This is a genomic window from Sphingomonas sp. HMP9 (assembly GCF_013374115.1).
Lineage (GTDB): Bacteria > Pseudomonadota > Alphaproteobacteria > Sphingomonadales > Sphingomonadaceae > Sphingomonas.
The window spans coordinates 3,400,361-3,421,084 of record NZ_AP022673.1 but is presented as its reverse complement, the minus strand read 5'-3'; the positions used below and the strand labels follow the sequence as shown (position 1 = coordinate 3,421,084).

Sequence of the window (20,724 nt, the reverse complement as noted above, 5' to 3'; positions counted from 1 at the left end):
ATAGAGAAAAAGCCGGGCGAGCGATCGCCCGGCTTTTTCGTGTCTATCTCAGTCCGAGAACGGGTCGCGGACGAGGATCGTGTCGGCACGCTGCGGGCTGGTCGACACCAGCGTTACCGGGCAGCGGATCAGTTCTTCGATGCGGCGGATATATTTGATCGCCTGCGCCGGCAGATCGGCCCAGCTGCGCGCACCGGCGGTCGTCTCCTGCCAGCCTTCCATCGTCTCGTAGATCGGCTCCACGAGCGCCTGATCGGCGGCATGTGCCGGGAAATAATCGAGCGTCTCGCCGCGCAGCGTATAGCCGGTGCAGATCGACACCGTCTCGAACCCGTCGAGCACGTCGATCTTGGTCAGCGCGATGCCGGTGATGCCACCGACCGCCGCCGCCTGGCGCACCAGCACCGCGTCGAACCAGCCGCAGCGGCGCTTCCGCCCGGTAACGGTGCCGAACTCGTGGCCGCGTACGCCGAGGCGCTCGCCGGTCTCGTTCTCCAGCTCGGTCGGGAACGGTCCCGAGCCGACCCGCGTTGTATAGGCCTTGGCGATGCCGAGCACGAAGCCGACCGCCGATGGCCCGAGGCCCGAACCACCGGCTGCGGCACCGGCGATCGTGTTCGACGAGGTGACGAACGGATAGGTGCCGTGGTCGACGTCGAGCAGCACGCCCTGCGCGCCCTCGAACAGGATGCGCTTGCCAGCTGCGCGCGCCGCGTTGAGGTCGCGCCAGACGGGCTTGGCGAATGGCAGCACGAAGCCGGCAATCTCGCGCAGCTCGGCGATCAGCTGCGCGCGGTCGATCGGCGGCTCGCCGAAGCCTGCGCGGAGTGCGTCGTGATGCGCGGTCAGGCGATCGAGCTGCGGGCCGAGGTCGTCGAGATGCGCGAGGTCGCAGACGCGGATCGCGCGGCGGCCGACCTTGTCCTCGTATGCTGGGCCGATGCCGCGACGCGTCGTGCCGATCTTGCCGGCGCCGCTCGCATCCTCGCGCAGGCCGTCGAGGTCGCGGTGGAACGGCAGGATCAGCGCGCAGGTATCGGCGATCCGCAGCGTCTCCGGCGTCGCGACGACGCCCTGCGCGCCGAGCCGGGCGATCTCGTCCTTCAGCGCCCAGGGATCGAGCACCACGCCGTTACCGATGAACGACGGCGTGCCGCGCACGATGCCCGAGGGCAGCAGCGACAGCTTGTACACGTTCTCGCCCACGACGAGCGTGTGGCCGGCATTGTGGCCGCCCTGGAACCGCACGACCATATCGGCCCGCTCGGCGAGCCAGTCGACGATCTTGCCCTTGCCTTCGTCGCCCCATTGCGCGCCGATGACTGCTACGTTGGCCAAACTCTATCTCCTGAGGATTACCCGCAGCGCCTACAGCGCGCGGGGGCCGCCCGCCACCCAAAGATGCGTGCAGACCTGTGCTTCGGGGGTATCGCCCGCCTCGAGCGCGGCGACGGTGACCCAGCCCTGCGCGCGCATCGCTGCGCCTTCGCTGGTCGGCGTGCCGAACGGCAGGAACAGGCGGCGGCGATCGACGCTCGCGGTGCGCCCGACCAAAGCATCGGCGAACAGCGAGAAACCGGTCGCGGCCTCCTCCGCGCCCGTCTCGTGGACGATCGTGTAGGTGCCGCCGCGGCCAACCTCCCGCGCGCTGCCATCGGCGAACAGCGAGAAGCCAAGCCAACTCTGATATTCGAACCCGTGCCGCTCGGTCGGATCGAGCGTCAGCGCGACGCGACCGTCGATCGCGTCCGCGATGCGTGCGAGCGCATCGAGGCGGGAGGCGAGCGCGCCGCTCGTGTCGAACGCGCGGAGGCGCTCCATCGCCTGCGCGAACGGCCCGGCGGCCTCGATCAGCGGGAGGTAGGCAGGCGCGAGCGCGGCAACCGCGCCGGCATCCTTCGCATCGAGGCGATCGCGCAGCGTCGCGACGTGCTCGGGTGCGACGGGGAGCGGGCCGGCGGCGAGCGTTGGCACGAGGTCGGGAAGCGTGAAGTCGATCGAGGCGCCGGTGACGTCGGCAGCGGTGATCATGTCGACCGCGACCGCGACGAGTTCCTGCGCGGCGGCGACCGAATCGAGCCCGATCAGCTCGCAGCCGATCTGCCGCGTCTCACGCGCCGGCGCGAGCTGCGACGCGCGCAGTTTGAGGACCGAGCCGGCATAGCTGAGCCGCACCGGCCGCGGGTGATGCCCCATCCGCGTGGCGGCGATCCGCGCGACCTGCGCGGTGATGTCGGGACGGATCGCGAGCGTGCGCTGCGACACCGGATCGACGAAGCGGACCGCGTCGTGCAGCCCGCCTGCCTTCAGCCGCATCTCGAGCCCATCGGCGAATTCGGCGAGCGGCGGGTCGACGCGCTCGTAGCCGTGCAGGCGCGCGGCCTCGAGCACGCGGGCTTCCAGTGCCGCCGCCGAATCGGCGAACGGCGGCAGGCGGTCTCTAAATCCCTCGGGGAGGAGTGCGGTCACTGCGCCGACTCCTTGCCAAGGGCTGCCGAAATGACCAGCCAGACCCCGTCCATCCCGGACATGATGTCGGCATTGCTGAACCGTATCACGCGATATCCCTGTCGTTCGAGCCAATCCGTTCGGCTGTCGTCGCGCGCTTGGTCACTATGCGTATCCCCGTCAACCTCGATGACGAGTTTCGCGTCGCGCGCGGCGAAGTCGGCGATGTAGGGGCCGATGACGAACTGGCGAGTGAATTTAACGCCGGAAATCTGGCGCCCGCGAAGATGCCGCCAAAGCATCGCCTCGGCCAGCGTAGGCTCACGCCGCATCCGCTTCGCACGATCCAGCAGAACGTCGTCGACCTTGGCCACCGCTCCCTCTCCCCCTTGGGGAGAGGGCCGGGGTGAGGGGTGCCGCGAGCGCTACCCGTCCCAACGGCCCCTCACCCAACCCTCTCCCCGGAGGGGAGAGGGCTAGATCCGTACCACAACCATGCGCCAGCGCCAGCCACTGCTCCCTCTCCCCTTTGGGGAGAGGGAGTCTGGTTAGAAGTTCAGGCCCATTGCGGTCTTCACGCCCGGGAGCGCGCGGACCTTGGTCAGCAGGTCCGGCGTCACCGGCTCGTCGACCGACAGCAGCAGCACCGCCTCGCCGCCCGCCGAACGACGGCCGAGGTGGAAGGTGCCGATGTTGACGCCCGCCTCGCCGAGCGCCGTGCCAAGGCGACCGATGAAGCCCGGCGCGTCGACGTTGACGACGTAGAGCATCGGGCCCGCCAGATCGGCCTCGATCTTGACGCCGAACAGCTCGACCAGACGCGGCGCCTGATCGCCGAACAGCGTGCCGGCGACCGAGCGCTCGCCGTCCTCGGTGCGGACCGCGACGCGCAGCAGCGTGTGGTAATCGCCCTCGCGCTCGGTGCGGACTTCGCGCACCTCGACGCCGCGGTCGCGCGCGAGCAGCGGCGCGTTGACCATGTTGACGGTCGCGGTCTGCGTTTTCAGGAAGCCGGCCAGCACCGCGCTGGTGATCGGCTTGGGGTTGAGTTCGGCAACCGCGCCCTCGCTATGCACCGAGATCCGGTCGATCGAGCCATGCGCGAGCTGGCCGACCATCGAGCCGAGCTTTTCGGCAAGCGTCATGTACGGCTTCAGGCGCGGCGCTTCCTCGGCCGACAGCGACGGCATGTTGAGCGCGTTGGTGACGCCGCCCGACATCAGGAAATCGGCCATCTGCTCGGCGACTTGGATCGCGACGTTGACCTGCGCCTCGCTGGTCGACGCGCCGAGATGCGGCGTGCTGACGAAGTTGGGCGTGCCGAACAACGGCGAAGCCTTGGCCGGCTCCTCGACGAACACGTCGAGCGCGGCGCCGCCGACCTGACCCGAATCGAGCGCCGCCTTCAGCGCGACCTCGTCGATCAGGCCGCCGCGTGCGCAGTTGATGATGCGGACGCCCTTCTTGGTCTTGGCGAGCGCCTCGGCCGAGAGGATGTTGCGCGTCTGATCGGTCAGCGGCGTGTGCAGCGTGATGAAGTCGGCGCGCGCGAGCAGCTCGTCGAGCGTGACCTTCTCGACGCCCATCTCGACCGCGCGCTCGGGCGTCAGGAACGGATCGAACGCGACGACCTTCATCTTGAGGCCGCGCGCACGGTCGGCGACGATCGAGCCGATATTGCCCGCGCCGATCAGGCCCAATGTCTTCGACGTCAGCTCGACGCCCATGAAGCGGTTCTTCTCCCACTTGCCGGCCTGCGTCGAGGCATCGGCCTCGGGCAGCTGACGGGCGAGCGCGAACATCAGCGCGATCGCGTGCTCGGCGGTGGTGATCGAGTTGCCGAACGGGGTGTTCATGACGACCACGCCCTTCGCCGAGGCGGCGGGGATGTCGACGTTATCGACGCCGATCCCGGCGCGGCCGACGACCTTCAGGTTGGTGGCGTGCTCGAGGATTTCCTTGGTGACCTTGGTCGAGCTGCGGATCGCGAGGCCGTCATACGCGCCGATCATCGCCATCAGCTCTTGCGGAGTCTTGCCGGTGATCTCGTCGACCTCGACGCCGCGCTCGCGGAAGATCTGCGCCGCGCGGGGATCCATTTTGTCGGAAATGAGGACTTTTGGCATGGGATTGCTCCTGGGAATTTCGGGAATTGGGGGTGCGCTTGGTTTAAGACCTTGTCCTCACCCCCATTCCGTCACCCCGGCGGACGCCGGGGCCCATGGTTGCGGTCCGTGTCATAAGCGGATGCTCCGTGTCCATGGGTCCCGGCGTTCGCCGGGATGACGGAGAGGGGGTGGGTGTCGGCGGACTAACGAACGCGCTGTAGCGGTTAAGCGGACTTGGCGGTCGCGTAGGCCCAGTCGAGCCAGGGGCCGAGCGCGACGATATCGGCGGTGTCGACGGTCGCGCCGCACCAGATGCGGAGGCCCGGGGGCGCGTCGCGGTAGCCGGCGACGTCATACGCAGCGCCCGCCTTTTCGAGCGCGGCGGCCATGGCCTTGATCATCGCCTCGTCGGCGCCCTCGACCGTAAGGCAGACGCTGGTGCGCGACCGCGTCGCCGGATCGGCGGCGAGATGGCCGAGCCAGTCGCGTTCCGCCACGATTGTGTCCAACGCCGCTGCATTCGCGTCGGAGCGTGCGATCAGACCGTCCTCACCAAGCGACTTCGCCCATTCGAGGCTGAAGATCGCGTCCTCGACGGCCAGCATCGACGGGGTGTTGATCGTCTCGCCCTTGAACACGCCCTCGGTCAGCTTGCCCTTCGAGACGAGGCGGAACACCTTCGGCAACGGCCAGGCGGGTGTGTAGGTTTCCAACCGCTCGACCGCGCGGGGGCCGAGGATCAGCACGCCGTGCGCGCCCTCGCCGCCCAGCACCTTCTGCCACGAGAAGGTCGCGACATCGATCTTGGTCCAATCGATGTCGTAGGCGAACACGCCCGAGGTCGCATCGGCGAACGAGAGGCCCTCGCGGTCGTCGGGAATCCAGTCGGCGTTCGGCACGCGGACGCCGCTGGTCGTCCCGTTCCAAGTGAACAGCACGTCGTTCGACCAGTCGACCGAGTCCAGATCGGGCAGCTGGCCGTAGTCGGCGCGCACCACGGTCGGGTCGATCTTGAGCTGCTTGACCGCATCGGTCACCCAGCCCTCGCCGAAGCTTTCCCAGGCGAGCGCCGTCACCGGCTTCGCGCCGAGCATCGTCCACATCGCCATCTCGTACGCGCCGGTGTCGGAGCCGGGGACGATGCCGATGCGGTGCGTGTCGGGGAGCTTGAGAAGGTCGCGCATCAGGTCGATGCTGTACTGGAGGCGGGTCTTGCCGATCTTCGAGCGATGCGAGCGACCGAGCGAATCGGTGGCGAGCTTGTCCGCGGACCAGCCCGGAGGCTTCGCGCAGGGACCGCTGGAGAAAAAGGGGCGTGCCGGTTTGGTGGCAGGCAGCGCAGGCGCACCCGTGGCGGGGGCGTAGGTCGTATCAGTCATGTATCTCTCCTCACAGAGAGCACGCGCGGCGTTGGGACCGCGTGGCCCGTTGCCGGCCCTAACGACGTCCGCGGGGGTGTCAACCCGAGCCGACCGCGGCGCGGCACGACGGGACTCGCTCCGCCGCGCGTCAAAACCACTCCGTCACCCGGGGCTTGTTCCGGGGTCCACGGTGCCGCATCGCGACCGCGTGGGGGAAAAGATCGCACCTGGATGCCGGAACGAACCCGGCCTGAGGATCGGGGCGGTCGTGATCGTCCTTGCGTTGGCGCTCGCCGGCTGCGGTCGTGCCGATCGCCCCGCGGCCCCGACGAAGACGCGCCCGAACCTGTCGGTTCCGAGCAACCGCGAGACCGCGCAGTGCCTTGCCGACCTGCGCGAACTCCATGTGTCGTTCCAGGTGCTGCCCGACCGCGAGACCGGGCCCGGCTGCGGACTGAACGGCACGGTCAAGCTCGTCGACATCGGCGTGCCCGTCGCCAATCTCACCGCGGTGCGCTGCGGCGCGGCGCGGGCGTTCATCGGCTGGACGCGCAACGCGGTCGCGCCGGCGGCATACCAGATGCTCGGCAGCGAACTGGCACGGATCGACAGCATGGGCAGCTATGCGTGTCGCAACGTCGTCGGCTCGGCGCGCAATGCGAGCCGGCGGTCTGGCCACGCGATCGCCAACGCGATCGACGTCGGCGGGTTCGTGCTGAAGGACGGGCGACGAATCACCGTGCTCAACGATTGGAACTCGTCCGATCCGCAGGTGCGGCAATTCCTCCAGACGATCCGCGCCTCGGCGTGCAAGCGGTTCGGCACGGTGCTCAGCCCCGACTACAACGCCGCGCACCGCAACCACCTGCATCTCGAGGACGATCGCGCCAATTTCTGTCGCTGACGTTCTCCTGCGAAAGCAGGCGCCCAGGGTCCGAGCCGCATCGTGCATAAACCCTGGATTCCTGCTTTTGCAGGAAAACGGCAGTCTAGCCCTGCACTCCCGTTTCCTCTAATCGCGCCTGAATGACTGATACACGAGTACCGACGCGCGTTTTTCCGAACGCCAGCCAGGATGCCGAGTCCGCCCGCGACTCCGTTTCCACCCCCCAGACGCAGCACCCGCATTACCGACTCGCCTTCCAGGACATGGATTTCCTGTTGCGCGAAGACCTGCGGCCGGTGCGCTTCCAGCTCGAATTGCTGAAGACCGAACTCGTCCTCGACGAAGCGAAGATCGGCTCGACGTTCGTGTTCTACGGCTCCGCACGCATCCCCGAGCCATCGAAGGCGCAGGCATTGTTGTCGCTGGCGACCGACGAGAAGTCTAAGAAGATCGCCGAGCGGCTGGTCGAGAAGTCGAAATATTACGATGTCGCGCGCGAGCTCGCCGCCAAGGTCAGCGTGCTGCCGCGCGACGAGCGTGGCTGGCGGCAGTTCGTGGTGTGTTCGGGCGGTGGTCCGTCGATCATGGAAGCGGCCAACCGCGGCGCCGACGACGTGGGTGCCGAATCGATCGGCCTGAACATCGTCCTCCCGCACGAGCAGGCGCCCAACCCGTATGTCACGCCGTCGCTGTCGGTGCAGTTCCACTATTTCGCGCTGCGTAAGATGCACTTCCTGTTGCACGCGCGCGCACTCGCGGCGTTTCCGGGCGGGTTCGGGACGTTCGACGAGCTGTTCGAGCTGCTCACGCTAATCCAGACGGGCAAGATCCAGCCGATCCCGGTGCTGCTGTTCGGCCGCGCCTTCTGGGAGCGAGTCGTGAACTTCGACGCACTGGTCGAGGAAGGCGTCGTCAGCGAGAAGGATCTCGGGATCTTCCGCTATGTCGAAACCGCGAACGAAGCCTGGGACGCAGTGCAGTCCTTCTACCGTGAGCGCGCCGCGGACGAAGCTGCCCAAGCCTGACGCTCTGCTCCCTCTCCTCCTTCCGGGGAGAGGGTCGGGGTGAGGGGCTGTTCCAGGTGACGCGCTGCTGGGCTACCCCTCACCCCAGCCCTCTCCCCGCAGGGGAGAGGGAGCAGGAAACCATTACTTCTCCGAGCGGGCGCCCTTGCGGGCTGCTTCGGGATCGACCGACGGCGCACCCGAAGCTGGCGTGCCAGTGTTGGCGATGTCCGCAGTCGGCGCGCCCTCGGTCGCAGCCGCTTCTGCAGCGTTCGCAGTCGCGGGCTGATCCTTTGCCGCCGCATCCTTCGCCGCCGGCGCAGCGCCAGCCGCGGGCGCCGCCGGAAGCGGCAGGTTCGAACCCTGCTGGTTCAGATACAGGATCACGTTCGCACGGTCCTGTGCGTTGCCGAGGCCGGCGAACGTCATCTTGGTGCCGTTGGCGAACTTGCGCGGGCTGGTCAGCCAAGCGTTGAGCTTATCGAAATCCCACTTGCCGCCGACGCCGGCGAGCGCCGCCGAGAAGGCGTACCCGCCCTTGCCCTTGGCTATTTCCTCGCCGACCGTGCCGTACAGGTTCGGACCGACGCCGTTCGCGCCGCCCTGGTTGATGGTGTGGCAGGCGGCGCACTTCTTGAACACTTCGGCACCCTTGGCGGCGTCGGCAGTCGGCAGCAGCGAGGCGATCGGCACTTCGGCGGCGGCACCCTCGCCGCCCTCGGCGACGACGCCCTCGATCGCATAGCCCATCTTCTCGGGGCGTTCGCCGTGGAACATCATCCCACCGACGATCGACAGTCCGAGTGCCGCGCCACAGCCTGCGAGCACCCAGCCGGCGATCGTATTGGTCCGATTGTCCATCTTGTGCATCCGCCCTGTTCTGTTTGGGATAGCCATAGAAAAGGCGGACGCGCACCGCAACCCGCGGCTGCACCCACTCTTGAACATGCGCGCGCGCGCCAGTACGCGCCCGGCGCATGGAAAACTTCGCCGCACCCGCCCGCCCCATCGTCGCGCGGATGACACAGGCCGCCGCTGCCGATCCCGCGCGCGCCGTCGCATTCCAGGGCGCGCCGGGCGCCAACAGCCATGTCGCGGCGGGCGAGGCGTTCCCGGACGGCCTCCCCCTGCCCTGTTTCGATTTCTCCGACGCGATCGACGCGGTGAAGGACGGCCGCGCCGACTGCGCGATCATCCCGATCGAGAATTCGCTGCAAGGCCGCGTCGCCGACATTCATTTCCTGCTGCCCGAATCGGGGCTGGTCATCACCGGTGAGCATTTCCTGCCGATCCGCCACGCGCTGATGGGATGCGGGCCCCGCGACGGGATCCGCCAAGCGATGAGCCATCCGCAGGCGCTCGGCCAATGCCGCCACTGGCTGAAGGCGCACGGGATCGAGCCGGTGAGCTATCCGGACACCGCGGGCGCGGCGGCGGTCGTCGCCGAGCTTGGCGATCCGGCGATCGCTGCGCTCGCGCCGCCCGCGGCGGCCGGGTTGTACGGACTGGAACTGCTCGCGACCGACATCGCCGATGCGGATCACAACACGACGCGGTTCGTGGTGCTGGCGCGGGGCGGCAAGCCGCCCGCGGCGCAGGAACCGGTTGGCGGCGCGTGGATGACGACGCTCATCTTCGAGGTGAGGAACGTCCCCGCCGCGCTGTACAAGGCGATGGGCGGGTTCGCGACCAATGGGGTGAACATCACCAAGCTCGAAAGCTACCAGCGCAACGGGAGTTTCTCGGCGACCGAATTCTACGCGGACGTGGTCGGCAAGCCGGGCGACGCCAACCTCGATCACGCGCTGGAGGAACTGGGGTTCCATTCGAAATGGCTGCGGGTGCTGGGGACGTATCGGCAGGCGCGGTCGCGGGGGTAGCCAACTCAGTCCGTCATCCTGACGAAAGTCAGGATCCAGAGTAACGAAAGGCATCGATCGCGGCTCTGGATCCTGACTTTCGTCAGGATGACGGTGCGCTAATTTGCGGCCGGAAGTCTCAGCCGCACCAGCAACCCGCCGAGATCCTCGCTCTCCTCGAGCGCGACCGTTCCCTCGTAGATCTCCGCCACGTCGCGCACGATCGCGAGGCCCAGGCCGGTCCCCGGCTTCCCCGTATCCAGCCGCACGCCGCGATCGAAGATGCGGACGCGCTCCTCTTCCGGGATACCGACGCCGTCATCTTCGACGAGGAACTCGACGAAGCCCGACTGCGCACCGACCGTGACGAAGACGCTGCCACCGCCGTATTTCGCGGCGTTCTCGATCAGATTGCCGAGCATCTCGTCGAGATCCTGCCGCTCGACATGGACCTGGAGACCGCGCGGCCCGGTCACGTCGATCCGGACGTGGCGGTAGAGCCGCCCGACCGCGCGCTCGACCGATTCGAGACTCGGCCACACGTCGGCGCGGCTGTGCGCGGACCCGCGCCGGCCTACCGCGCGCGCGCGCGCGAGGTGATGATCGACCTGCCGCCGCATCGTCCGCGCCTCGCGGATCACCGTATCGGCGAGGTCGTCCGACTGCGCCGTCGCAGCGTTCATGATGACCGTCAGCGGCGTCTTGAGCGCATGCGCGAGGTTGCCGGCGTGACGCCGCGCCTCCTCAGCCTGGCGTTCGTTATGCTCGATCAGCGCGTTGAGTTCCTCGACCATCGGCGCGACCTCTACCGGCATCGCGCTCGACACGCGGTTCGACTGGCCCGCGCGCATCCGGGCGATCTCCTCGCGCACGCGGCGCAGCGGCCACAGCCCGTAGAAGGTCTGGAGCGCGGCCATCACGATCAGCCCGAGCGCAAGCAGCGCGAAGCTGCGGACGAGCGTGCGGCGCAGCGTCGTGATCTGCGCGTCGAGCCCGTCTCGGCTCTGCGCAACCTGGAACCGCCAGTGCACCTTGGAGCCCGGGATGACCGCGTCACGCTCGACGATCCGCAGCTTCTCGTCGGGGAACTGCATGCTGTCGTAGAAATGCGCGGTTCGATCGTCGTGGGGCCCGCCGAACGCCAGCTTGCGATCCCATAGCGAACGCGACAGCAGGTCATCCTGGCCCTTGGCCGACACCTGATAATAAAGTCCCGAATAGGGCTCGAGGAAACGCTGGTCGGCGACGGCTTCGCGCGTGAAGATCACCTCGCCCTCGGGGCCGATCTCGGATGAATTCAGCAGAGAACGCAAGACGTATTCGAGCTGATCATCAAAGTTGCGGGTCACGGCCTGCCCCAACACGCGGTCGAGCGCGAAACCGCCGCCGCTGAGCAACACGGCGATCCACACGGCCGCGATCAGGATCATCCGCCGCGACAGCGATCCCTTGACCGCGGCGGGCACGCGGATCGGTCCGTCCGCTATCGGCGTGTCTGTGACCGGGACGCTATCCATCGTGAGCCGATCAGGCGTCCGGATCTTCGAGGCTGTAGCCGAGGCCGCGGATCGTCGTGATCACGTCCTGGCCGAGCTTCTTGCGGATGCGCGTCACAAAAACCTCGATCGTGTTCGAATCGCGGTCGAAGTCTTGGTCGTAGATATGCTCGATCAGCTCCGTGCGGCTGACGACCTTGCCCTTGTGATGGAGCAGATAGCTCAGCAGCTTATATTCCTGTGCGGTCAGCTTCACCGGCTCGCCGGCGCGCGTGACCTTGCCGCTGCGCGTGTCGAGGCGGATGTCTCCCGCGGTCAGCTCGGACGAGGCATTGCCGCTCGCCCGACGGATCAGCGCGCGCAGGCGAGCGATCAACTCCTCGCTCTGGAACGGCTTGGCGACGTAATCGTCCGCGCCCGCGTCGAGCCCGGCGACCTTGTCCGACCAGCTGTCGCGCGCGGTCAGTACGAGGACGGGCATCACCTTGCCCTCTTTCCGCCAGCGATCGAGCACCGTCAGCCCGTCGATCTCGGGCAGGCCGAGATCGAGCACGACCGCGTCGTAATTCTCGGTCGAGCCGAGGAAATGCCCCTCCTCGCCATCGACCGCGAGATCGATCGCATAGCCAGCCCCTTCGAGGGTGTTCTTCAGTTGCTGGCCGAGATTCGGCTCGTCCTCGACGATCAGAACGCGCATGATAATCCTCTCGCTTGCTGGTCTCAGCGACCGGTACGGCCGACGATCTGACCGGTACGGCCATCCACGTCGACCCAGATGACGGTTCCATCGCGCAGGTATTTCAGCGTGTAAATGGCACTGCCCGAATCATAGTCGAAGCCGAGATACTGCGCGTCCCCCATCGTCGGGCGCACGCGCGCCTCGATCTCGCGGACGGACAGCAGGCGTCCGGTCTTGCGCGCTTCGAACGCGGACATCTGATCGCTGCGGCGCTGATCGGCTGCGGCCACCATAGGCGCAGCGCCGATCAGGACGGGCGCCGCGGCCAGGGTCGCAAGGATGAGCAACATCTTCATCGCCGTGGCATAGCCGCAATGCGTTGAACAGCCTGTGAATGGTCCCGCCCATACAGTCCGGACACAGTGTAACTTGCCTGCATCACCTCGCCCCCCTACGTGGCGCGGACATGGCAGCACCAATCTTAGCATTCGAAGGCCTCGGACTCGTCCAGGGCTCGGGATGGCTCTTTCGCAACCTCGACATCCATATCGGCCCGCGTGATCGGCTCGCGCTGATCGGCCGCAACGGCGCGGGCAAGACCACCTTGCTCAAACTGCTCGGCGGCAGCGTCATCGCCGACGAGGGCCGCAGGGTAATCGTCCCCGGCACGCGCGTCGTGATATTGGAGCAGGAGCCCGATCTGCGCGGCTTCGCGACGTTGCGCGACTACGTGATGGGCGGCGATGACGCGCCGGTGAGCTACGAGGCCGATTCGATCGCCGACCAGCTCGGCATCGACCTGTCGCGCGAGGCGGGGTCGGCGTCGGGTGGCGAGCGACGCCGCGCGGCGATCGTCCGCGCGCTGGCGCAGGACCCCGACGTGCTGCTGCTCGACGAGCCGACCAACCATCTCGACATCGGCGCGATCGAATGGATCGAGGATTGGCTCAAGCGCTTCCGCGGCGCGTTCGTCGTCATTAGCCATGACCGCACCTTCCTGACGCGTCTCACCAAGCAGACCTTGTGGCTCGATCGCGGCGCGATCCGGCGTGCGGAGATCGGCTTTGGCGGGTTCGAGGCGTGGACCGAACAGGTGTACGCCGAGGAACAGCGCCAGGCCGAAAAGCTCGATGCACGCCTCAAGCTGGAGGAGCATTGGCTGCTGCGCGGCGTCACCGGGCGGCGCAAGCGCAACCAGGGCCGCCTGACCAAGCTGCACGAGATGCGCGCCGAACGCGCCTCGATGATCGGGCCGCAGGGGTCTGCGAACCTGACGACCGCCAGCGACGACAGCAAGTCGAAGGTGGTCATCGACGCGAAGAACGTCACCAAGGCATATGGCGACCGCACGATCATCGGCGACCTGACGTTGCGCGTCACGCGCGGCGACCGGATCGGCATCGTCGGCCGCAACGGTGCGGGCAAGTCGACGCTGTTGAAGCTGCTGACCGGCGAGATCCAGCCCGACAGCGGTTCGATCAAGCTCGCCCAGACTCTCGACGCGGTCGTGATCGACCAGCAGCGCAGCCTGATGGCGCCCGAGAAGACGGTGCGCGAAGTCGTCGTCGATGGCGGCGAGTGGATCGACGTGCTCGGCGTGCGCAAACATATCCACGGGTATCTGAAGGACTTCCTGTTCGACCCGAACATGGTCGATGCGAAGATCGGGTCGCTGTCGGGTGGCGAGCGGTCACGCCTGTTGCTGGCGCGCGAGTTCGCCAAGCCGTCGAACCTGCTCGTGCTCGACGAGCCGACCAACGACCTCGATCTCGAGACGCTCGACCTGTTGCAGGAGGTGATCGGCGATTATGACGGCACCGTGCTGATCGTCAGCCATGACCGCGACTTCCTCGACCGGACCGTGACGATCACGCTCGGGCTCGACGGTTCGGGCACGGTCGACGTGGTCGCGGGCGGGTACGAGGATTGGGAAAAGCGTCGCGCTTCGACGACCACTGGCAAGCGCGCGTCGAAGAAGGTCGCCGCGACCGCGCCCGTCGCAGCCGCTCCTCGCGCAAAACTGACCTACAAGGACCAGCGCGATTACGAATTGCTGCCCAAGCGAATCGAGGAACTCGACGCGCAGATGGCAGCGGATGCGGTAAAACTTGCCAAGCCGGATCTCTACATGCGCGACAATGCGACGTTCGCCCGACTCACCAAGGCGATCGAAACGGCGCGCGCGGAGAAGGAAGCGGCTGAACTCCGCTGGCTGGAACTTGCCGAAATGGTCGAAGGGGTGTCCTGAACGGGTTAAACCGTAATGAGTTTACGTCGGAACTCGTTGACAAATGTTGCGTTGCGATACATGTGAAGACGACTATTTTGGAGATACTTATGAAGCTCAAGGCCCTTACCGGCGGCGCACTTGCCGTTGCAATGATGACCACCTCGGTTGCAGCGTCGGCTGCTCCTGCCAGCCTGTCGGTTGCGAACGCCCGCACCGGTTCGACAACTGCCGACAAGAGCAAGCTCGCAGGCGGCGGCGGGATCTTCGCGATCCTGATCGCAGCTGGCGTTGCAGCGATTGGCATCGTCGCCATCGTCAAGGACGACAATTCGGACAGCAACTGATGTTGCCGGGCCGGCGCTTCGGCGCCGGCCCACCGTTTTCTGACTTATATTGCCTTGCCCGCGCGGCCGGCTAGATCGACGATATACTGCCACGCGACGCGGCCCGAGCGGCTGCCCCGACGTGTAGCCCAACCGATGGCCTCGCCCGGTTCGAAATCCAGATTATGCGCCGCTGCATAGGCCGCAACGATCGCCAGATACCCCTCCTGATCAAGCGCATGGAAGCCAAGGCTGAGGCCGAAGCGATCCGACAGCGCCAGATGATCGTCCGCCGAATCGCGTGGATTTATTGCGCTTTCCTGTTCGGCGATGTCGCGCGGCGCCAGATGTCGGCGATTGGCGGTAACCAGCAACCGGACATTGGCAGGCCGGGGTTCCGCCCCGCCCTCCAGCATCGACCGAAGCGCACGCGCCTCGGCCGGGACATCGAACCCCAGATCGTCGACGAACACCACGAACGCGCGCGCCACTTGTGCCAAGGCGGCGAACAGCGTCGGCAGTCCGGCGAGTTCGGTCACCTCGACCAGCGCGATATCGCCGCCCGATCCTTGCACATCGGCCACCGCGCTTTTGACGAGCGCCGACTTGCCGGTCCCTCGCGCACCCCATAGCAGGACGTCCTGCGCGGCATGCCCCTTGGCAAGATGGCGCAGGTTGGCGATCAGCGACGCCTTCTGGCGATCCACACCGATCAGCATATCCAGCGGTAACGGCGCGAAGCCGCGGGCCGGCTGGAGCACGCCGCCCCGCCACACATAGGCAGGATGTGCGCAAGGGTCGGAGGCCGGCGGCGGCGGCGGCGACAGGCGCTCGAGCGCGGCGGCGATGCGGTCCAGCGGATCGGTCATCCGCGGCTTCTGACGATGCGCCCGCCTGGAGGCAAGAGTTCGGCGGCAAGACCGGCACCCTTCAACCGAGCTGGCGGCGGTGACCTGCGATCGTCGCGTCGCCCGGGGCGAGTCGGACAGCCTTGTCCAGAAGCTGGCGCGCGCCGTCGCTGTTCCCGCTCGCCGCCAGCGCGACGCCGTAAGCATCGGCAGCGGCGGGGTTCGTCGGCGCGAGCATGTACGCGGCCTTGCCGTAGCGCACCGCGATGGCGCCGTCGTCGCTGCCGGCATAGGCAAGCGCCAGATCGATCAAGACGCCGCCATCGCGATTGCCGACCCGTCGCCGTACGCCCTCCAGCGTCTCGATCGCCTTGTCCCAATCCCCCGACGCGACCTGCCAGTGGCCCAGCAGGCGCAGCCCGGTCAGGCTTTGCGGGTTCTGCGACAGATACAGCGCCAGCGAGGCCGCGGCATCCTGTGCGCGGCCGGCTCGACCCAGCGCGTCGACCAGACGCAACATCGTCGGTTCGTCGAACGACAGGTCCGCCGCGCGCGCATAGGCGCCGGCCGCTTCGGCATAACGCCGATCCACGGCGAGCGCGTCACCGAGCGCCAGGTGCGCGGCGGGGGCGCCGGGCCCCGCCGCGACAAGCGCACGCGCCCGGGCAATCGCACCGGCGGTATCCCCGCGCGCGATCTGACCGCGTACCACGCCCAGCACATAGACAGGGTCGCCCGATGCGGCATCGGCTACCGCCTGCAACGCCCCCACCGAATCGTCCGTGGCGAAGATCGCAGCGGGGGCACCCTGCCCCGCCGCCGCACGATCGAGGAACTGCGCGGCGGTCTGCGTATCCCCGGTCGCTGCCAACGCCCGCGCGATCACCGCCAGCGAATAACTGTCCGCATCGGCGCGCAGCCCGATCGGCCGCAGCACGCCGAGCGCCGCCTGCGCATCCCCCGACCGGAGCAACGCCGCCCCCAGCACGCGACGCGCAGCCACGTTGAGCGGCTGGATCGCGATCAATTGTCGCCACGTGACCGCCGCCTGTTCGAACCTGCCTTGCGCATAGTCGAGGCTACCCGACAGCAGCATGGCGCCCGGCAAGCCGCCCACCGCGCCACCGGTTTGTTGCAGCAGCCCGCGCGCCAGATCGATCCGTCCCGCGCGCGCGGCCAATACCGCCTGGAGGTACAGCGCCTGCGGGCTGCCGGGCCGTGCCAACAGCGCGCGACGCGTTGCCGCCAGCATGTCCGCGTTCCGCCCCGCCTCGCCCAGCGTCGCCGCATATTCGATCAGCGCGGGGTGATAATAGGCGTCGCGCTGCAACGCCGCCTCGAACCACGGCAGCGCCGCGACCAGACCGTAGCGGCTGCGGATCACCTCGCCCTGCAACGTCAGCGCCGCCGGTTCGCCTCGCGCCAACGTCACCGCGCGCGCCACGGCGACGGACGCGCCGCCGACATCGCCGGCCGTCAATCGGATACGGCCGAGATCGGTCCACGCCGCGCCATCGTCCGGCGCCTGGTCCAGCAGCGCGCGGAGCACCGCCTGCGCCGCCACGGGCTTGCCTTGCGACGCCAGCGCCCGCGCCTGGATCCGCGCGGCATAGCCGGCATAGCGAGGTAGTGCCTGTGCGGCCTCGTCGATCGCGCCATCGGGATCGCCTTGCAGCAACCGCGCATGCGCCTGAAGCTGATGCAGGCGGTCGGCGGGCAATCCGGCATCGGTCGCGCGCGCCAGTTCCGCCTCCGCCGCAAGCCCGTCGCCAAGTTCGAGATACGCGCGCGCCAGCACCGCATGCGCCATGGCCAAATTCGGGGCGGCGCTGATCGCAGCCTGCGCATTGGTCCGCGCGGCGCTGTAGTTGCCCGCCGCCAGCGTCGTCAGGCTGTCGACCAGCGACCGGCGCGCATCGGGTCGCGGTGGACGCGTCGCCAGCGCGATCGCGATACCGACGATCAGCAGGCACACGGCGCCGATCGCGACGAGCCGCGTATATCTGGCGGTGACGACACTGCGGACGGTCAGGCGCCGACGCCTGCCCCGGCGCAGCAGCGGATAACGATGCGTGCGCGTCGTGTCAGGCATGGAGATCATAGCTTTTCAGGAGGTCGTACAGGGTCGGACGGCTGATCCCGAGCAGTCGTGATGCGCCCGATATGTTGCCGTCGGCCCGCGCCAGCGCCTGGCGAATCGCTTTCCGGTCGGCGAGTTCGCGCGCCGCGCGCAGATTGAGTGCGGCCGCCTCCTCGCTTTTGCCGTCGAGGTCGAGATCGGTTGCCGTGACGAGCTTGCCGTCGGCCATGATGACCGCGCGCTTGATCCGATTCTCCAGCTCGCGGACGTTGCCGGGCCAGCCCCAGCCGTCGATTGCAGCACGCGCATCTGGGGCAAGGCCGGTGACGACGGGGTTCATCGTCCGCGCATAGCGCGTGACGAAATGCCGCGCGAGCAGCACCGCGTCGCCGGTCCGCTGGGCCAGGGCCGGTATCCGCACGACGATCTCCGCGAGCCGGTAATACAGGTCCTCGCGGAACCGTCCGTCCGCGACCATCGCGTCGACGTTCTGGTGAGTCGCGCAGACGATGCGCGTGTCGACCGGGATCGCTTTCCGCCCGCCGACGCGCTCGATCACGCGCTCCTGGAGGAACCGCAACAGCTTCACCTGGAGCGCGAGCGGCACGTCGCCGATCTCGTCGAGGAACAGCGTGCCGCCCGCGGCCTGTTCGATTCTGCCCTCGGTGGTCTTCACCGCGCCGGTGAACGCGCCCTTCTCATGGCCGAACAGCTCGCTTTCGAGCAACGTCTCGGGGATCGCCGCGCAGTTGATCGCGACGAACTTGCCACGCGACCGCGGCGACGCGTCGTGCAGCCCGCGCGCGAGCAGCTCCTTGCCGGTGCCGCTCGCCCCCAGCAGCATGACCGAGACGTTGGCCGGCGCGACTCGCTCCAGCGTGCGGGTCACCACCGCCATTTCGGGCGACGCGCTGATCAGCCCGCCAAACCCGCCCGCGTCGATCCGCGCGGCGAGCCGGCGGTTCTCGGCCTCCAGCGCGTGGACGTGGAAGGCGCGGCTGACGATCAGCCCCAGCGTGTCGATGTCGATCGGCTTGGCATAGAAATCCCAGGCGCCGTCGGCGATCGCCTGCAACGCGCTGTCACGCGCGCCGTGCCCCGACGCCACGATCACCTTGGTATCGGGCTTCATCGCGAGGATGTCGCGCAGCGTGGCGAACCCTTGCGTGACGCCGTCCGGGTCGGGCGGCAGGCCGAGGTCGAGCGTGACGACCGCGGGCTCATGCGCGCGCACCGCGTCGAGCGCCTGCGCGCGATCGCTCGCGACGACGATCTCATACCCCTCATACGCCCAGCGCAATTGCCGTTGCAGCCCAAGGTCGTCCTCGACGATCAGCAGGACGGGAGGCGTCGTGTCGGTCACGCCGCCACCTCCAGCGCCGCGACGGCGGGCAGCAGGATGCGGAAGCGCGTACCCTCCCCCTCGCGGCTGACGACGGTGAGCGCGCCCCCCATCGCCTGCACCAATTGCCGCGCCTCGAACGCACCGATCCCGAAACCGGCGGGCTTGGACGACACGAACGGCTTGAACAGCTGGTCGCGGACAAAGCCGGGCGCCATGCCGCAGCCATGGTCGATCACGTCGATCGCGACCTGTTCGCCAACGGTCTCGACCGCCAGCAGGACCGGCGCATCCGCAGCGCTCGCCTCGACCGCGTTCTGGACGAGCTGGCCCAAGACCTGTTCGAGCCGCGCCGCATGCCCCAACGCCCAGGCCGGACCGCCGCGCGCGACGATCGGGTGCTGCGCCTTGCGGTGGATCGCGACCCGTTCGACGATTCCGGTGACGTCGATCGGCTGGAGCGGTTCGCCGCGGACGGGTCCGTGCTGCGACAGGCGGGCGAGCAGCGCGGTCATGCGATCGGACGAGTCCTTGAGCGTGGCGACCATGTCGACGCGGAAATCGGGGTTGTCGGCGTGGCGTTCGGCATTGCGCGCGACCAGCGTCAACTGGCTGACGAGGTTCTTGATGTCGTGCAGAATGAACGCGAACCGGCGGTTGAACTCGTCGAACCGTGCCGCATCGGCCAGCGCCGCATGCGCGCGATCCTCGGCAAGATAGCTCGCCGCCTGCCGCCCCGCGACCCGGAGCAGGTCGAAATCCTCCCAGTCGAGCGCGCGGTCGACCGGGGGACGCGCGAGCACGATCGCGCCGACCAGCGCACCGCCGTGAACCAGCGGCACGATCACCCATGCGTCGGGGCACGCACGCAGCCAGTCGGGCACGCTCGCCACGTCGTCGCTCGGCGCAGTGCCGGCCCGAACCCGGTCCAGTTCGACGATCCGCGCGTCCTGTGCGAGATACCGCGCCAGCGTCTCGTCGCGTGGACCATCGGCGGCACCGACCCAGTTCCACGTCGCGCCCGGCGCCAGCGACGCCCCGTCGGGGACGAGCAACAGCCCGCCGGGCGAATCGGTCAGGTCGGCGATCGACTTCACGACGCGGCAATCGAGCGTCGCGGCGCCGACGCCCGGCTTGCCCAGCGTATCGGTGAAGCGCTGCCACTCGGCGCGATAGTCGTAGCGATGGCGGAAGAGGTGCTTGGCGATCTTCACCTTGACCCAGGCGCGCAGCCACGGCGTCGACAGCAGCGCCAGCACGCTGGCCGTCGCCCCGAACACGATCGCGGTCTGCACCGCCCGCGCATACTGTCCGGCATAGCCCGCGGCGATGTCGGTCGCGAGCGCGGTGATGCCGATGTAGAAGATGAGCGCGACCGCGGACAAGGCGCGCACCGCGATCGGTCGCGACAGCGCCAGCGTCCTGTCGCCGCCGCGGTGTACGCCGACCCCGAGCAGTGCCGCGACGCCGGTCATGACGACGCCGCGCGCGACGATCGTCACCGGCGTCCAGGGTGCGCTGAAATACACGGCGCCCGACACGACCAGGTCGGCGCCCCACATCGCGGCCAGCGCGAGCATCACCAGGCGAATGCCGCCGCGCGAGGGCGTGGCCGCCTGATAGAGGTGATGGACCAGCACGAGGCCACTGATGGCGCCCATCATCTGCAGCACTATCCGGGCCGATGCGAGCGCGGCCAGCGGCTCGGCATCCAGTCCCATCCCCTCGACGACTGCCAGCACCGCGGCGGTACCGGCGAGCGCCATCACCACGACATACACCGCGCCGAGTGCGTAATTGCCCGCACGATCGCGTCGGACCAGCGCGAGCATGAACCCCAGCCACGCAATGTCGCGCGCGCTGGCGGCGATCCGTGTCGCGACGTCGCGCGAATCGATCCCTGCGACCGCTAGGACCCACAGGCTCGTCGCGACCAGTGCGACCACGAACGCCGCATGCGGCCAGTGCCCGCTCGGTCGCCGCAGTTGCGCCAGCGCCAACGCACCGAACAGCAGCGCCGCGAGCGCATGGGTCCAGAGGATGAGCGTGGTCATCACGGC

General features: G+C 68.1%; 18 protein-coding genes. 5 read left to right on the top strand and 13 right to left on the bottom strand.

Annotated features, from left to right (window positions below; genetic code table 11):
• Positions 1-48: 48 nt before the first annotated feature.
• The 5 genes from HMP09_RS15455 to HMP09_RS15435 form a co-directional block, all read right to left on the bottom strand.
• On the bottom strand, positions 49-1,338 hold the full coding sequence (locus HMP09_RS15455; protein WP_176501096.1) for an adenylosuccinate synthase: 1,290 nt from the start codon (positions 1,336-1,338) through the stop codon (positions 49-51).
• 30 nt (positions 1,339-1,368) lie between these two features.
• Positions 1,369-2,469, bottom strand: coding sequence for an ATP phosphoribosyltransferase regulatory subunit (locus tag HMP09_RS15450; protein ID WP_176501095.1), 1,101 nt, complete (start codon positions 2,467-2,469; stop codon positions 1,369-1,371).
• Positions 2,466-2,822: an endonuclease domain-containing protein gene (locus tag HMP09_RS15445; RefSeq protein ID WP_332103225.1), complete on the bottom strand. Its 357-nt coding sequence runs from the start codon at positions 2,820-2,822 to the stop codon at positions 2,466-2,468. The genes HMP09_RS15450 and HMP09_RS15445 overlap by 4 nt, the downstream gene beginning before the upstream one ends.
• A 174-nt stretch (positions 2,823-2,996) precedes the next feature.
• The gene (serA, locus tag HMP09_RS15440; RefSeq protein ID WP_176501094.1) at positions 2,997-4,574 is read right to left on the bottom strand and encodes a phosphoglycerate dehydrogenase; all 1,578 of its coding nucleotides are present in this window, start codon (positions 4,572-4,574) and stop codon (positions 2,997-2,999) included.
• A gap of 206 nt (positions 4,575-4,780) precedes the next feature.
• Positions 4,781-5,935 carry a phosphoserine transaminase gene (locus HMP09_RS15435; protein WP_176501093.1) on the bottom strand — a complete coding sequence of 385 codons (1,155 nt, stop codon included), beginning with the start codon at positions 5,933-5,935 and terminating at the stop codon, positions 4,781-4,783.
• Between the two features lie 250 nt (positions 5,936-6,185).
• On the opposite strand from HMP09_RS15435, the gene HMP09_RS15430 reads away from it, so the two are divergent.
• Together HMP09_RS15430 and HMP09_RS15425 are read left to right on the top strand one after the other, a co-directional pair.
• A complete protein-coding gene (locus HMP09_RS15430) occupies positions 6,186-6,821 on the top strand; it encodes an extensin family protein (protein WP_232090366.1) in 636 nt (211 codons plus the stop codon).
• A gap of 122 nt (positions 6,822-6,943) precedes the next feature.
• Positions 6,944-7,828, top strand: a complete 885-nt coding sequence (locus HMP09_RS15425) for a TIGR00730 family Rossman fold protein (RefSeq protein ID WP_176501091.1) — start codon at positions 6,944-6,946, stop codon at positions 7,826-7,828.
• Between the two features lie 123 nt (positions 7,829-7,951).
• Here HMP09_RS15425 and HMP09_RS15420 read toward each other — a convergent pair whose 3' ends face one another.
• Positions 7,952-8,668, bottom strand: coding sequence for a c-type cytochrome (locus HMP09_RS15420; RefSeq protein ID WP_132736475.1), 717 nt, complete (start codon positions 8,666-8,668; stop codon positions 7,952-7,954).
• 116 nt (positions 8,669-8,784) lie between these two features.
• Here HMP09_RS15420 and HMP09_RS15415 point away from each other — a divergent pair, with 116 nt between their 5' ends.
• Positions 8,785-9,687, top strand: coding sequence for a prephenate dehydratase (locus HMP09_RS15415; protein ID WP_176501090.1), 903 nt, complete (start codon positions 8,785-8,787; stop codon positions 9,685-9,687).
• Between the two features lie 98 nt (positions 9,688-9,785).
• On the opposite strand, the gene HMP09_RS15410 is transcribed toward HMP09_RS15415, so the two are convergent.
• Genes HMP09_RS15410 through HMP09_RS15400 form a run of 3 tightly spaced genes read right to left on the bottom strand, consistent with a single transcriptional unit; the run spans position 9,786 to position 12,197 of the window.
• Positions 9,786-11,183: a sensor histidine kinase gene (locus HMP09_RS15410; protein ID WP_443026422.1), complete on the bottom strand. Its 1,398-nt coding sequence runs from the start codon at positions 11,181-11,183 to the stop codon at positions 9,786-9,788.
• 10 nt (positions 11,184-11,193) lie between these two features.
• Entirely contained in the window at positions 11,194-11,859 is a 666-nt protein-coding gene (locus HMP09_RS15405) for a response regulator transcription factor (protein ID WP_055881618.1), read from the bottom strand.
• A 23-nt stretch (positions 11,860-11,882) separates the two neighbouring features.
• Positions 11,883-12,197, bottom strand: coding sequence for a hypothetical protein (locus HMP09_RS15400; RefSeq protein WP_176501089.1), 315 nt, complete (start codon positions 12,195-12,197; stop codon positions 11,883-11,885).
• A gap of 110 nt (positions 12,198-12,307) precedes the next feature.
• Between HMP09_RS15400 and HMP09_RS15395 the strand changes: the two genes are divergently transcribed.
• Positions 12,308-14,089 carry an ABC-F family ATP-binding cassette domain-containing protein gene (locus HMP09_RS15395; protein WP_176501088.1) on the top strand — a complete coding sequence of 594 codons (1,782 nt, stop codon included), beginning with the start codon at positions 12,308-12,310 and terminating at the stop codon, positions 14,087-14,089.
• An 89-nt stretch (positions 14,090-14,178) separates the two neighbouring features.
• A complete protein-coding gene (locus HMP09_RS15390) occupies positions 14,179-14,415 on the top strand; it encodes a hypothetical protein (protein WP_176501087.1) in 237 nt (78 codons plus the stop codon).
• Between the two features lie 44 nt (positions 14,416-14,459).
• On the opposite strand, the gene HMP09_RS15385 is transcribed toward HMP09_RS15390, so the two are convergent.
• The 4 genes from HMP09_RS15385 to prsK all read right to left on the bottom strand — a co-directional run bounded on the left by HMP09_RS15385 (position 14,460) and on the right by prsK (position 20,718).
• Positions 14,460-15,263 carry a DUF815 domain-containing protein gene (locus HMP09_RS15385; protein ID WP_176501086.1) on the bottom strand — a complete coding sequence of 268 codons (804 nt, stop codon included), beginning with the start codon at positions 15,261-15,263 and terminating at the stop codon, positions 14,460-14,462.
• Positions 15,264-15,324: 61 nt separating this feature from the next.
• Positions 15,325-17,334, bottom strand: coding sequence for a tetratricopeptide repeat protein (locus tag HMP09_RS15380; protein ID WP_176501085.1), 2,010 nt, complete (start codon positions 17,332-17,334; stop codon positions 15,325-15,327).
• Positions 17,327-18,685, bottom strand: a complete 1,359-nt coding sequence (gene prsR / locus HMP09_RS15375) for a PEP-CTERM-box response regulator transcription factor (RefSeq protein WP_176501084.1) — start codon at positions 18,683-18,685, stop codon at positions 17,327-17,329. The genes HMP09_RS15380 and prsR overlap by 8 nt, the downstream gene beginning before the upstream one ends.
• On the bottom strand, positions 18,682-20,718 hold the full coding sequence (gene prsK / locus HMP09_RS15370) for an XrtA/PEP-CTERM system histidine kinase PrsK (RefSeq protein WP_176501083.1): 2,037 nt from the start codon (positions 20,716-20,718) through the stop codon (positions 18,682-18,684). Before prsK ends, prsR begins: the two co-directional genes overlap by 4 nt.
• Between the last annotated feature and the right edge of the window lie 6 nt (positions 20,719-20,724).

Excerpts from the sequence above, each read along its gene's own strand:
- serA (WP_176501094.1), bottom strand. The coding sequence starts at position 4,574 with ATGCCAAAAGTCCTCATTTCCGACAAAATGGATCCCCGCGCGGCGCAG.
- HMP09_RS15435 (WP_176501093.1), bottom strand. The coding sequence starts at position 5,935 with ATGACTGATACGACCTACGCCCCCGCCACGGGTGCGCCTGCGCTGCCT.
- HMP09_RS15425 (WP_176501091.1), top strand. The coding sequence starts at position 6,944 with ATGACTGATACACGAGTACCGACGCGCGTTTTTCCGAACGCCAGCCAG.
- HMP09_RS15420 (WP_132736475.1), bottom strand. The coding sequence starts at position 8,668 with ATGGACAATCGGACCAATACGATCGCCGGCTGGGTGCTCGCAGGCTGT.
- HMP09_RS15415 (WP_176501090.1), top strand. The coding sequence starts at position 8,785 with ATGGAAAACTTCGCCGCACCCGCCCGCCCCATCGTCGCGCGGATGACA.
- HMP09_RS15410 (WP_443026422.1), bottom strand. The coding sequence starts at position 11,183 with ATGGATAGCGTCCCGGTCACAGACACGCCGATAGCGGACGGACCGATC.
- HMP09_RS15405 (WP_055881618.1), bottom strand. The coding sequence starts at position 11,859 with ATGCGCGTTCTGATCGTCGAGGACGAGCCGAATCTCGGCCAGCAACTG.
- HMP09_RS15400 (WP_176501089.1), bottom strand. The coding sequence starts at position 12,197 with ATGAAGATGTTGCTCATCCTTGCGACCCTGGCCGCGGCGCCCGTCCTG.
- HMP09_RS15395 (WP_176501088.1), top strand. The coding sequence starts at position 12,308 with ATGGCAGCACCAATCTTAGCATTCGAAGGCCTCGGACTCGTCCAGGGC.
- HMP09_RS15390 (WP_176501087.1), top strand. The coding sequence starts at position 14,179 with ATGAAGCTCAAGGCCCTTACCGGCGGCGCACTTGCCGTTGCAATGATG.
- HMP09_RS15385 (WP_176501086.1), bottom strand. The coding sequence starts at position 15,263 with ATGACCGATCCGCTGGACCGCATCGCCGCCGCGCTCGAGCGCCTGTCG.
- HMP09_RS15380 (WP_176501085.1), bottom strand. The coding sequence starts at position 17,334 with ATGCCTGACACGACGCGCACGCATCGTTATCCGCTGCTGCGCCGGGGC.
- prsK (WP_176501083.1), bottom strand. The coding sequence starts at position 20,718 with ATGACCACGCTCATCCTCTGGACCCATGCGCTCGCGGCGCTGCTGTTC.